The 13,416-nt window shown below is 60.0% G+C and carries 8 protein-coding genes and 1 pseudogene; 6 read left to right on the top strand and 3 right to left on the bottom strand.

Going from position 1 to position 13,416, the window contains the following annotated elements; genetic code table 11:
• Positions 1 to 619: 619 nt before the first annotated feature.
• The 3 genes from LAP85_18155 (at position 620) to LAP85_18145 (ending at position 4,429) form a co-directional block, all read left to right on the top strand.
• Positions 620 to 1,516: a radical SAM protein gene (locus LAP85_18155; protein MBZ5498327.1), complete on the top strand. Its 897-nt coding sequence runs from the start codon at positions 620 to 622 to the stop codon at positions 1,514 to 1,516.
• 128 nt (positions 1,517 to 1,644) lie between these two features.
• The gene (locus LAP85_18150) at positions 1,645 to 3,069 is read left to right on the top strand and encodes a TonB-dependent receptor (protein ID MBZ5498326.1); all 1,425 of its coding nucleotides are present in this window, start codon (positions 1,645 to 1,647) and stop codon (positions 3,067 to 3,069) included.
• A gap of 115 nt (positions 3,070 to 3,184) precedes the next feature.
• Positions 3,185 to 4,429 (top strand): dicarboxylate/amino acid:cation symporter, encoded by a 1,245-nt coding sequence (locus LAP85_18145; GenBank protein MBZ5498325.1) that lies wholly within the window; start codon positions 3,185 to 3,187, stop codon positions 4,427 to 4,429.
• Between the two features lie 14 nt (positions 4,430 to 4,443).
• On the opposite strand, the gene LAP85_18140 is transcribed toward LAP85_18145, so the two are convergent.
• The 3 genes from LAP85_18140 to LAP85_18130 all read right to left on the bottom strand — a co-directional run bounded on the left by LAP85_18140 (position 4,444) and on the right by LAP85_18130 (position 9,783).
• A complete protein-coding gene (locus LAP85_18140) occupies positions 4,444 to 5,778 on the bottom strand; it encodes a 4Fe-4S binding protein (GenBank protein ID MBZ5498324.1) in 1,335 nt (444 codons plus the stop codon).
• A complete protein-coding gene (locus LAP85_18135; GenBank protein ID MBZ5498323.1) occupies positions 5,775 to 7,835 on the bottom strand; it encodes a molybdopterin-dependent oxidoreductase in 2,061 nt (686 codons plus the stop codon). Before LAP85_18135 ends, LAP85_18140 begins: the two co-directional genes overlap by 4 nt.
• 85 nt (positions 7,836 to 7,920) lie before the next feature.
• The gene (locus tag LAP85_18130; protein ID MBZ5498322.1) at positions 7,921 to 9,783 is read right to left on the bottom strand and encodes a bifunctional homocysteine S-methyltransferase/methylenetetrahydrofolate reductase; all 1,863 of its coding nucleotides are present in this window, start codon (positions 9,781 to 9,783) and stop codon (positions 7,921 to 7,923) included.
• A 509-nt stretch (positions 9,784 to 10,292) separates the two neighbouring features.
• On the opposite strand from LAP85_18130, the pseudogene LAP85_18125 reads away from it, so the two are divergent.
• From LAP85_18125 to metW, 3 genes and pseudogenes are all read left to right on the top strand, one after another.
• Positions 10,293 to 11,520: pseudogene (locus tag LAP85_18125) on the top strand (O-acetylhomoserine aminocarboxypropyltransferase/cysteine synthase).
• A gap of 93 nt (positions 11,521 to 11,613) precedes the next feature.
• Entirely contained in the window at positions 11,614 to 12,738 is a 1,125-nt protein-coding gene (locus LAP85_18120; protein MBZ5498321.1) for a homoserine O-acetyltransferase, read from the top strand.
• Between the two features lie 14 nt (positions 12,739 to 12,752).
• On the top strand, positions 12,753 to 13,355 hold the full coding sequence (metW, locus tag LAP85_18115; protein MBZ5498320.1) for a methionine biosynthesis protein MetW: 603 nt from the start codon (positions 12,753 to 12,755) through the stop codon (positions 13,353 to 13,355).
• Positions 13,356 to 13,416: the final 61 nt, after the last annotated feature.

The following is a 13,416-nucleotide window of genomic DNA, read 5'->3' as shown; positions in this document are numbered from 1 at the left end:
CTATGGTATGCACTATCGTTACAGATAAGTATTCGATATCGCTAACGATTCGAGGCTCAAAACGGCCCGGCTGCCCGATTTCAGGGCAATGCGGCTGGACGCGTTAGTCATTTCCAGTACCGTGGAAATCGAGGCTAGAGAACCACGAGACTCACGAAGGCGGATTCGTCTGTCTCGCACACTTACCTGCAGATCCTTGCCATTTAGGCAAGAAAAGCAAGAGATCAACGCGGAGGTCGCCGAGGTCGCGGAGAAACGTGACGCAGATGCGAAGATCCTCAGCGGCCTCTGCGCCCCCTGCGTTGAGGCTTTAGCCTGAGTTATTCATGAAGGAGAACAGCACGCCCGTGAAAAGCAACAAAGTTGGACGCGGAATAACGGTCGGCGCCGGTCAGCGTTTTTCCGCGTCCGAAACTCTATTTGGGTCGCACACTCACGAATCATCCGGGCCAGGTTGCGGATATGCCGCAGCGTGTGTTTCGTGGTTCCTGTTTTGGTTGAGGCAGCCAGGCTGAGCCGCGCTCTCGCAGTTGAGATTTGTCGTTCAGGGCTATGTGCCGCAAGTGTTTCGCGGTTGATCTTTTTGGTGGAGGAACCGTTGAAGTACGAACCCGCTTATATGGGCCTGTTTGGCACAGGCGAACTCGAGAAGCGTGCGCACGCCGCGCGGGTGCGATTGGAGGACTGTGACCTGTGTGCCCGTTGTTGCCATGTCAACCGCCGCCTCTCGATCGCAGGGGCTGCCTGCCACACAGGGGAGCGTGCCATCGTCCACAGTTATGGACCTCACCACGGCGAAGAGGACCCCTTGCGCGGCCGGCGCGGTTCGGGCACGATCTTTTTTTCATGGTGCTCCCTTCGTTGCACCTACTGCCAGAACTGGGAAATCAGCCAAAAAGGGACAGGGAAAGAGGCGACACCCGAGGAGATCGCCTCCATGATGCTGGAGTTGCAGTCGAAGGGGTGCCATAACATCAATCTGGTCACGCCAAGCCATGTGGTGTCGCCGATCCTCGCCGCTTTACTCATCGCGGCAGAGTGCGGGTTGCGCGTGCCTCTGGTCTACAACACGGGCGGATTCGACAGCATGGAGGCTCTGGCGCTGCTCGACGGTGTCGTCGACATCTACATGCCCGACATGAAGTATGGTGATCCGGAAGTCGCATTCGAATATTCCAGAATTAAAGACTACGTGGAGGTGAACCGGGCTGCCGTTCGCGAGATGCATCGCCAGGTGGGAGACCTCGTGCTTGATGAGGGGGGGATCGCCGTGCGCGGATTGCTCATCCGCCACCTGGTTCTCCCCGGTGGGCTGTCGGGTACCGAGGAGGTTCTGTCTTTCATCGCGCGCGCAATCTCCACCAACACCTACATCAATCTGATGGACCAGTATCACCCCTGCTATCGATCTGGCGAGAATCCGCCGCTGTCCTCGCCTCTGACCGCGGCGGAATACATGGCGGCCGTCAAGCTGTGTTCCCGCTATGGTCTGTGGCGCCTGGACCACAGGATGTAAGCCTCAACGGCTCCAAGGCTCAAAGACTCCAGGAATGCTCTGGCAGTGGATTCAAAACTGAAGTTTTAGTGTCGTTTCCGGAGTCACGGATATTGATTAGCAGCGGCGTTTGGCGAAAAATACTAGCCATGGTTAGCGAAGAAAAGGCCGGCGCCTACCAGAAAGCGCGTCAGATCAACCTCGATGCCGCACGGCACGGCACGTTTGCCGAAATCGGCGCGGGACAGGAGGTCGCTCGCTGGTTCTTCCGCGTGGGCGGGGCGGCTGCAACGGTCGCCAAGACCATCTCTGCCTATGACATGACCGTCAGCGATGCCATATACGGGCCCTGCGACCGCTATGTCAGCCGGAATCGGCTGCAAGCGATGCTGGAGCACGAGTACAGCCTGCTCCTGGAGCGCCTGGACGCCAAGCGGGGCGCCACGACCACGTTTTTCGTCTTTGCTGAGACTGCCGCGATGGGCAGTTCGACCCACAATCAGCCGGGCCACGCCTGGATAGGCATGCGTTTCCAGCATCAGCCCAAGGTCCAGCCGTCGGAAATCATCCTTCATGTGCGCATGTTCGAGACCGACAATGTCTACAAGCAGGAGGCATTGGGCATTCTGGGCGTCAATCTGATCTACGGCGGACTCTATCACTATCAGGGACCGGCGAATCTCATCAGTTCGCTGAGGGACGATCTGGCGCGGGAACGTTTTGAAGTGGACATGATCCGCTTCTCGGGACCCTGCTTCGCGGGTGTCGACAACAGGCTCATGAGCCTGCAGTTGGTCGAGCAAGGGTTCACGGATGCTGCCATGTTCGATGCTCAGGGTGAGGTCGTTCAGCCTCACGAGGTCCTGTTCGAAAAACCAATTCTGGTTGAGCGTGGCAGCTTTCGGCCTGTTACCCGACCAGGTCTGGACTTGCTCGAGCGGGCCGCCGCCAGGTTCGCAGCTGAACTCAGTGAGCGGCCCGTGGTCGTCATGGAAATGTCCTTGCGCAATCTGCTCTCGGGCGATCGCATCGACCACGGCGATTTTCTCGCGCGCGTCGATATCCTCGGCGCGCTGGGCAAGACGGTAATCATCTCCAATTTCCCCTACTATTACCGCCTGAGTGCGTATCTCCGATTCTACACCTCGAAGCGCATCGTGTTTGCCCTGGGCATCCCCAATCTTCAGCGCTTGTTCGATGAGAAATATTACACCGAGCTGCCCGGGGGAATTCTCGAGTCCTTTGGCCGCCTGTTCATGTCCGGCGTCAAGCTTTACGTTTATCCTACGAGGAATTGTCAGACCGGCACGCTGGTTACAGCAGAAACGCTTGCTGTCGCTCCGAACCTGCGCCATCTGTATGCGCACCTGATCGATAACAAGCTGATCGAATCGATCCGGGACATCAGCGAGAAAGATCTGCACATTCTCCCCAAGGAAGTCCTGGCCATGATTCAGACCGGCGACCCTGCGTGGGAAAGCATGGTACCTCAGCCGGCGATCAAGTTGATCAAGGAACGGGGCGTCTTCGGCTACCGTCCACCCGCGGAAGCGGCGGTGGACAAGCGCTCATAGCACTGGATAGCCGAGGGTAAAAAATCTCAACGCAGAGGCCGCTGAGCATAGGATTGGCTTCAAAGGATCTATAATGTAGTAGAATCCCGCCCATGAGTGGAGGGAGATTCGGCGGATGCGCATGAGCCTGACCTGGCAGATCATGGCGGCGCTGGCCGCGGGCGCACTGGTCGGCTGGCGCTGGCCGGCCTTCGGACTCTCCCTCGAGATTCTCGCGACCATCTTCATTCGCCTTGTTCTGGTGATCATCGCGCCTTTGATTTTCTCCACCCTCGTGGTCGGCATTGCCGGCCAGGGGGACCTGCGCAAGCTTGGGAGCCTCGCGTTCCGGACCTTCGGCTTTTTCATAGTGGTTACGACTCTGGCGCTCACAATTGCTTTCGCCCTGGCAAACCTGCTGCAGCCCGGGCGCGGCGTCGCCACCACTGCGGCCAGGATGGCTGCGGATATCAGCGCGCCACCCACCGAATCTTTCTGGATCCGCCTTGTCCCTCGCAGCTTTGCCGACGCCATGGCACGCGGCGACGTTTTGCAGGTTGTTGTTTTTTCCATCATCTTCGCGGTCGCCGTCTCTTTGGCAGGTCCGGCAGGCCGGCCGATCCTCGATTTGTGCCGCTCCCTGGCCCAGGTCATGTACCGGTTTACGGATATGGTGATGATGGCTGCGCCCGTGGGAGTGTTCGGGGCGGCGGCCGCACTGGTGAGCCGGCAGGGACTTCAGGTAGGAACGAGTTTCGTGCGCTTGATCGCGGCGGTATATCTCGGACTTGGCTTGCTCCTGCTCGTGTTTTATCCGCTCCTGGCTCTTCTGTCCCGGATTCCGCTCCGCAAGTTGTATCAGGCTGCGCAGGAGCCCATTGCCGTGGCCTTTGCCACCTCCTCGGCCTCGGGCGCCCTGCCTAAAGCGATGGAGAGCATGGAGGCCATGGGGGTGCCGCGATCGATTGTGTCCTTCACCATGGGAACGGGTCTGAATTTCAACCCTTCGGGGAGTACGGTGTTCATCGGCGTGGCCTCGCTGTTCATCTTTCAGGCGTTCCGAATCCCGCTCACTCTCGGCGACCAGCTGGTTCTTTTCGGCACACTCTTTGTGGCAAGCAAGGGCATCGGGGGGGTGCCTCGTTCTGCACTGGTTGTGATTGCTGCCGCATTGCCCGCAATGGGATTGTCGCCCGAAGTGGTGGGAGCCGGCGTCGCGTTGCTGCTCGGCATCGATCCTTTGCTGGACATGCCGCGCACCGCCGTCAATACCGCAGGCAATTGCCTGGCTTCAGCCCTGGTGGCCCGCTGGCAGGGGGCTCTGCCGGGAGTGCAGGCCTGGAAGGATGACGAAGGGAAGCAACGCAATTCGACGGCTTGAGACAGCTGCCCCGATCAGAACGGGTGAAGGTCACGGCTTTTGTCCAGGTCCGAGGCGATCTGCCGGCGCGGGGTCACGATGTCCAGATCAAGGTAGTATTCGCACCGGTCAACGACCTCTCCCACCAGTACTGAGGGCAACACCCAGTCAGGGTAGACTCTCCATATTGCGAGCGGGACCACAAATCCCGCCCCCAATCTCAGCACCGACGCCAGCGCGCGCGGGTTGCTCTTGAACCACGACTGCCGGTACGCATAAAGCACAAGCTTCAACAGGCCCGTAAGACCTGCAATCATCGGGTTGACCGTCAGGATACCGAACAGAAGCAAGCCCGTGAGCAGAACGCGCGCGCTGTGCAGGCGAGACCACTTGTCCCCGCTCACGGATTCGTAAACCCGGTCGATGCAAAACAGCCCCATAAATCCCGACAGGACCGCCGGCCAGGAGAGGACCGGGGCGACGGCAGGGAGAAAGAACATGATCGCGGCCAGCACGGTGAACGCAGAGTAAAAGGTGATCTCGCGGCTCAGCCAGGAGTGGCGCAGGTTGAGAATCGCGCGCCAGGACCGCCGCAACTTGCCCAGGTGCAGAGCGCTAACTCCGATTGCACCCAGCGCCGCGATCAGGAAATCGAACGCGTCGATTCTCATGGATCCGGCAACCGCCGCGCTGGCGATGGCTACGAGCAGAGCTGCGGCAAGGGAGAAAAAGACCAGTGACCATTCCGATTCTATGGTGACCTTCGGCGCCGGGGCGGAGTCCAAGTCCTGATAGTCTGTGGCCACGGCCGGCTCGTCCGGCGCCGCACGCAGCTCCGGACCGGTATCCGCAGATCGCAGCGGCATGAACCGCATCGCCGGGCCGAGAGCCGTGGCAGGAAAGCCCGGGACGCTCCCTACGCCGGCTTCCGCCTCCAATTCTGCAAACTGCAGCGCGCCGGTCGGGCAGAGCGAAGCGCAGGCCGGATTCCTGCCCTGGAGCAGGCGATCATTGCAGCATGTGCATTTGGCCATCGTCCCGGTATCGCGGCTGTAACGGGGCGCATCAAAGGGGCACGCCCAGCTGCAGTACTTGCAGCCGATGCAGAGCCTGGTGTCGATCAACACGGCGCCGGTAGCAGGATCACGGGCATATGCCGAGGCCGGGCAGACCCTCATGCAGGCCGGGTCGGCGCAGTGCAGGCAGCCCAGCGACAGGTGGTGCCTGGATATGCCGGTGCGCCGCCGCATATTGAAGGTGAACACCTGTCTCCAGCTTTTCTGCTCCCCGAGCTCGTTCTCGACGCTGCAGGCAAGCAGGCAGGCGTGACAACCGGTGCAGCGGTTCAAATCGAGCACGAAGCCTCTCATCGGACCACCTTCTTGATTTCCACCAGATTGTCGTGAAAGGCTGCACCGTGCCCCATGTCCGTTTCGCGGCCGAAGGAGCAGAAGTTCACGGTTCCGCCTTCGCTGATCCACGTCCCGTTGGTCATGGACACGCATCCGGGCTTGAGACTGAAATCGATGCGGGCCGCGGCTTCGATGCCCCCGCGCGCGTTGAAAATACGTACGAGACTGCCGTCGAGGATGCCCCGCTTGCGGGCATCGACGGGATGGATCAGCACGGATGAAGGCTCGCCTACGGCACGAATCATCTTCAGGTTGCCGAACTGAGAATGGATCTGATTCTTGGTATTCGGCGTCAGGAAAAAAAGCGGATATGGAGTCGGCGACGACGGCGAGCGCGGACGGGTTTCCTCCGGGTCACCACAGACCGGCAACGGGTCGACACCCCACCGTTGTGCGGCTTCCTGCGAAAGCAGTTCGATCTTGCCCGACGGAGTCGGAAAGACAAAATCGGAAAACGCGATTTCCTGACATCCGGGTGCCGGCACGGGTCCGGAGCGCAGGCGCTCCAGCGTCACTTCTGGAAACGGCGCCAGCTTGCGTTCGAGCCAGGCCTCGACTTCCGCATCCGTCGGTCCGGGAATCTGTTCCGCCACCACAGCTGCAGGCATACCCAGGCGCTGCGCCAGCAGGCGGTAGATTTCGCTTTCCGGCTTCACTTCGCCGGGGGGATCGAGCACTTTCTGCCTCAGTTGCAGGTAAGCATGCCAGTAGGCTCCGATCACGTCCGATTGCTCGAAAAGGGTCTTGGCCGGCAGCACGATGTCCGCCTCGCGCGCGGTGTCGGTCAGAAACTGGTCAACGACTACGCGGAATTCCAGCGCACGGAAAGCCTTCAGGACGGTGTGGGTCTCGGGATTCTGTGTGACCGGGTTGCCGCGTTCCACCCAAACCATCTTCAGCTCCGGGTCGCGGGCCGCGAGCATATCCTGCCCCAGGCGGGCCGGTGAAATAGCGACACGCACGATGCCGTCCGGCTTCTCGGGCGGATAAGATGCCAGGGGATCGCGAATGCTGTCGAACACAGCGCTCTGAAGATTGGCGAACTGCCACCCTGCACCCGGATAGCCGATGTTGCCGGTGATTGCGATCAGGGCGATCATGGCCCGCATCGTTTGGCCGCTGTTGGTGTAGCGCTGCATCCCGAATCCAGCGCAGATGGTCGCAGGCCTGATACTGCCGAAACAGTCGGCGAGCCTTTCGATGTGAGTGACGGGGACATCACTCAACTCGGCAGCCCGCTCGGGCGTGAAATCCTCGGCCAAGGCGCAGAATTCATGGAATCCGAACACGTGGCGCTCGATGAAAGGGGTGTCGACGTGATTGCGCTTTAAAAGCAGATGCGCGACGCCGAGCGCGAGGGCCCCGTCTGAACCCGGCCGCGGCTGAATGAGAAGTTCGGCACGCTCCGCCGACTCGGTGCGCCGGGGATCAATGACGATGAGCCTGGCGCCGTGTGCCAGCGCCTGGTCGACGAAAGGCATCTGGTGGATGTTGGTTTCGGCCGGATTCTTCCCCCAGAGGATGATGAGCTTCGCGTTGGCAAGGTCCCAGGGCGCGTTGTGTTTATTTTCTCCTAAGGTCAGGCGCGTCGCTTCGAGGCCCGCCGGCCAGCACAGGTCCCCATAAGTGGTGGTGCAGCCCCCGAAGAGCCGCCAGAAACTGATGCCCACGGAATTGAGCAGACCCTTCGTGCCGCTCCCCGCATAGTAGAGTACGCTCTGGGGCCCCCAGCCCGCCTTGAAGTGATTCAGTTTTTCAGCAATTCGCTCCAGAGCTTCATTCCAGGAGATCCGTTGGAAGCTCGAGATCCCCGGCGTGCGTGCCACGGGGAAGAGGAGCCGGTCGGGAGAATGGACCCTCTCTATGTAGCTCAGGCCTTTCAGACAAAGCCCACCGGGCGTGGCGGCATTGTCCGGGTGCGGCTCCAGGCGCCGGATGCGGCCATCCTCCACTTCCACCTGCATGGAGCAGGTGCTGTAACAATTACAGGGGCAAGCTGTGGTATATGTCGACACGATTACAGCCTAGGCAAAATCTCAACGCACACGGCACAGAGAAAAATGGTACCTGAATGTTCTGCGCCCTCTGCCTTGAGATTTTCTAATGCGGACCGATTGCTTCCGCTACTTCCAGCGCGGCCTGATAACGGCCAAAGGGCGCGCTCAGCTGAACGCCCTGAACCATGTGACGCACGCGTTCGACCATTTCACGCGCGATTGCCAGGCCTTCTTTGGCCGCGGCTTCGGCATTGGGCGCCCGCCGCATCCGTTCCATGATGTTTTCGGGGACGGGCGCCCGAAGCTCGTTCATCATGAATTCCGCGTTGCGATAGCTCGTCAGGGGCCATATGCCTGCGATGACGGGAATGCGCGCATCTTCAATGCGCGCGAGGAAACGTTCAAGCAGCTCCGGGTCGAAGACGGGCTGTGTGACCACGTACTCCGCTCCTGCCTGGACTTTCCAGTCGAAACGCTGCAGCTCCTCCTCGAGATTCAGCGCTCCGGGGTTTGCGCCCACGCCGATCAGAAACGAAGTCTGCGATCCCATCGAGTTGCCCCCGATGTCGAGCCCGCGGTTCAAGTTGTTGACGATGTTCACCAATCCGATCGAGTCGACGTCGAAAACCGCCGTGGCGCCCGGGTAACTGCCCATCCGCGGCGGATCGCCCGTGATGCAGATCAGGTTGCGGATGCCCACGGCATGTGCGCCGAGAAGCTCCGACTGGATGCCGAGGATATTCCGATCCCGGCAGCAGAAGTGCAACACCGCTTCGATGCCGGCCAGCTGCTGCATCAACTGGCATGTGACCTGTGCGCTCATGCGCGCGCTGGCGCGTGGCCCGTCAGGCACATTGATACAGTCAATGCCTCGCTCCGCGCACATCCTGGCGGCCGCGATCTCGTTCGCGTATGCGACGCCGCGAGGAGGGAGGATCTCGACGAATGCGGCGAAGCGTCCTTCGGCGAGCTTGGTGCCGAGTCTCGACTTCTGCGCCACCGGCACCGGGGGGAGCGCCTGCGCCTTGACCGCCGGCTCCTCCAGGGTCACGGTGTGATCGCGGCGGCCCGGTTGCAGTGAGCGGGCCTCGGCGCGCACCAGCTTGATGTGCTCGGGCGTGATGCCGCAGCAACCGCCCACGATCTTCACCCCCGCCCACATCATGCGCCTGGCATACTGTGCCATGTACTCCGGCGAGCACAGATAGAGCTTGCGTCCGTCCACGAGTGCCGGATGTCCGGCGTTGGGCATGGCGCTGACCGGCTTTTTGGAATACTGCATCATTTTTTCGACGGTCTCGAACGTCACCTTGGGCCCTGCCGAGCAGTTGCAGCCGATGACGTCGGCAGGCCACTGATCCATCTCGAGCGTGAAGGTTCGAGTATCCGTGCCGTCGCGCAGGCTGCCGTAATCATCAATGGTGACCTGGGCGACGACAACCAGATCATCCCCCGCTACCTTGCGGGCAGCCAGCACGGCTTCGCGCAGCTCGTCGAGGTTGGTGAAGGTTTCCAGGATCAGCAGGTCGGCGCCGGCTTCCAGGAGGCATTCGATCTGCTCTGCGAAAATGGCGCGCGCTTCCGCAAAAGAAGTGGGCCCCAAGGGCTCGATGTGCGCCCCGAGGGGTCCGAGCGCTCCCGCCACGAAGGCATCGCCCCCGGCCGCCTCCCGGGCAATGCGCACGCCCGCCTGGTTGATGGCGCACAGCTTGTCGGCGATGCCAAATCCTTCCAAACGCATCCTGTTGGCGCCGAACGTGTTCGTTTCCAGGATCTCCGCGCCCGCCTTCACGTATTCCAGGTGCACCCCTTTCACGAGGTCCGGCGAGGACAGGTTCAGCTCGTCGTAACAGCGGTTGATGAAAATACCCTTGGAATAGAGCATTGTGCCCATGGCGCCGTCGGCCACAAGGGTGCGGGATTCGAGCTGCCGGCGAAATTCCTCCGCCCTGGACTTGGTGGTCATTGATTGTCGGTCTCGCCTGCTGGAAATGATGCCGCTGTCAACACCCGGGGGATTGTACCTCAGACGGCAAGTAGCGACCACAGGCAAAAGAAGGAGTCAGAGGTCAGAATAAATGAGAAGAGTTCGGAGCACTCCGCAGATGAGCCAGAACGTCTGTTGCTACGAAGTCACGTGGATTGGATGCCCATCAGCGGAGCCTGCCTCGAAAGCCCGCTTTTCTCCTGTATCCTCACTCCTGACTCCTATTGTTCTTGACAACTGTTCATGCATAAAGTATGAAATTGCGATCTCGGGCTTGAAGATGAAATGCAACGGAACCGGAACTCTCGTCTACATGTGCTGCATGGCCATGCCCATGCGTGGCCCCTCTGCTTTGGGAGGCATGCTCATGTAACCGTTTGACGAAGGCTCCGAGCAACCGCAACCCACTGCCAGAGAGGGCCGCTGGTACGTGGGTTTTTTATTTTGTGCAACATGTCCGCCAAGGACTCTCGAAACAGGACAAGAAAATGTCAAAAAGACGACTCGACACCCTGGCGCTGCACGCCGGCCAGGAAACCGCCGATCCGACGACCGGCGCAAGAGCAGTACCGATCTATCAGACCTCCTCATACGTTTTCCGAGATACCGAACATGCTGCCAGCCTCTTCGCGCTGGAAGCAGCCGGAAATATCTACACCCGCATCATGAATCCCACCAACGACGTCTTCGAAAAGAGGGTCGCGGCTCTCGAGGGTGGCACGGGAGCGCTGGCAATGGCCTCCGGACAGGCTGCCGTGGCCTGCGCCCTCCTTGGGATCACGGGTCTTGGAGAAGAAATAGTAGCAGCCAACAACCTTTACGGTGGAACATATCAACTATTACATTACACTTTTGCCAAGTTGGGGAGGGGAGCGAAGTTCGTCGATTCCACCAGGCCCGCCGAGTTTGAGAAGGCCATTAGCAGCCGCACCCGGGTGATCTATGCCGAAACCATCGGCAATCCGAAGCTCGATGTGCCCGACTTTGAGGCCATCGGCAGGATTGCTCACAAAGCCGGCGTTCCGTTCGTGGTGGACAACACGGTAGGCATCGGACTGGTCAAACCCATAGACTACGGCGCAGACATTACGGTCCTCTCGGCCACCAAATATATCGGCGGACACGGCACCTCGATCGGAGGTGTGATCGTCGATTCCGGGAGGTTCGATTGGAGCAACGGCAAGTTTCCGGATTTCACCGAGCCCGACCCGAGCTACCATGGCCTGAGGTTCTGGGATGCTTTCGGCAATGTGTCAGGTACAGGCAATGTCGCGTTCATCTCCAAGGTAAGGCTGCAGCTGCTCCGCGATCTCGGCGCCGCCCTCAGTCCCTTCAATGCCTTCCTGCTTTCTCAAGGCCCACCCGCTGGTGAGCTGGGTGAACTATCCAGGCCTGGAGGAGCATCCAAGCCATGCGCTGGCCATGAAATATCTGAAAGGACGTTTTGGCGGCCTGGCAGGATTCGGAATTAAAGGGGGAATGGAGGCCGGAAAGAAGTTCATCAACTCGGTAAAACTCCTGTCCCACCTGGCGAATATCGGAGATGCCAAGAGCCTCGTTATTCACCCCGCCTCGACGACGCATCAGCAATTGAGCCGCGCCGAGCAGGAGGAGACCGGTGTGACGGAAGACTTCATCCGGCTCTCCGTCGGCCTGGAAGATATCGAGGACATCAAGGAAGACATCGACCAGGCGCTCAGGAAGGCAGCAGGATAACAGATCTCCATACGCAGGACGCCGGAAATGCCGAAGTCCACATCAGGCTCTTTTTCCGCGGTTTCTGCGTCGAGATTCTTTAGAGGTGAGGCCATGCCAAGCGGCTATGTAAAAACGCAATTCTACGAATTCGCGCATCCCCCGGATCGGTTTACCCTCACGAGCGGGCAAGAGCTGGGACCGATCACGGTCGCCTATGAGACCTACGGCGCTTTGAACGATCAGAGGTCGAACGCCATTCTGATTCTTCACGCTCTCACAGGGGACGCTCATGCGGCGGGGCATCACGAGAGCGATGCCCGGCCCGGCTGGTGGGATGAGATGATCGGTCCGGGAAAGGCATTCGACACGGACCGGTATTTCGTCGTCTGCTCTAACGTGCTCGGCGGCTGCAAGGGAACGACCGGGCCAGCCTGCATCAACCCTGCGACCGGCAAGCGATATGACCTCGACTTTCCGCTTATTACCATCTCGGACATGGTCAACGTGCAGCTCCGGCTGGTCGAATCTCTAGGAATCGACCGTCTGCACGCAGTCGCAGGGGGCTCGATGGGCGGCATGCAGGCCCTGGAGTGGATGACGGCCCATCCCGACCGGCTGAGCGGTGCGATTGTCATTGCGACGGCGGCGAAGCATTCCCCGCAACAGATCGCTTTCAACGAAGTGGGCCGGCAGGCGATCATGGCGGATCCGTTGTGGAAAGAGGGCCGCTATGACGGGCATCCCCCCGCGAAGGGGCTCGCCGTGGCTCGTATGATCGGCCACATCACCTACATGAGCGAGGTCTCGATGGCCGAAAAGTTCGGCCGGCGCATCGGGGACAATCAGCGGGCGCACAAATTCAGCACCGGCTTCGAGGTGGAAGAGTACCTTCACTACAAGGGCAATCACTTTGTGCGGCGTTTTGACGCCAACTCCTACCTCTACATCACCAATGCCATGGATTCTTATGATCTCTGCAGGGGCAGGGAGCTGTATCGTGTGTTTGCCGGCCTGAGTACCAAAGTCCTGCTGGTGGCCTTCAAATCGGACTGGCTGTATCCGGCCGCGCAGTCGCGTGAGATCGCGCGCGCCTGCAAGCTCGCTGGCGTGGACACGACCTATTGCGAGATCGACTCCAGTTACGGTCACGATGCTTTTCTGCTGGAAGTCGAGGAGGAATCGCATCTGATCCGGCACTTTCTCCAGAAGGTGACTCGCGACCGTGAGAGGAAGTGAGGTCAGGCCGATTGATGTCCGATGCACTTCGTATGGATTATAGGATCATCCTCGAGTGGATCCATCCGGATTCATCCGTTCTGGACCTGGGGTGCGGTGATGGAGAGCTGCTGGATCTGCTCGTGCGCACCAGGCGAGCCAGGGCGCAGGGGATCGAGATCAATGAACAGGCCATCTATCGGTGTGTTGCCCGGGGGCTCAGCGTATTTCACGAGGATATCGACAACGGCTTGACGGGCTATGGCGCCAGGACGTTCGATTATGTCATCCTCAACCAAAGCCTGCAGCAGGTTAGAAAACTCGACACCGTCATGCGGGAGGCGCTGCGGGTCGGGAGTCAGGTGATTGTCGGTTTTCCGAACTTCGCCCATTACCGCGCCCGCTGTCAGATTTTCTTTCTGGGCAAGACTCCGGTTACGCCTTCACTCCCCTACGAGTGGCACGACACTCCCAACCTGCATTTCTTGAGCATCTCGGATTTCATCGTGTATTGCCGCGCAAAGAGGATACGGATTGACAAGACGGCCTGGATTGCCGAGACTCGCAAGGTAAAGATATTCCCCAATCTCTTGGCGCGGACGGGGCTCTTTCTGATTTCAAATGGCGCGGTGACCTGACGCCGGAACGCCGGCGTTCTCCACCAGTTCTCCTGGCGTCCCGGCGGTTAATATCGCTCTG

The organism is Terriglobia bacterium, assembly GCA_020072565.1.
Lineage (GTDB): Bacteria > Acidobacteriota > UBA6911 > UBA6911 > UBA6911 > JAFNAG01.
This window is presented reverse-complemented; position numbering and strand designations above follow the sequence as displayed.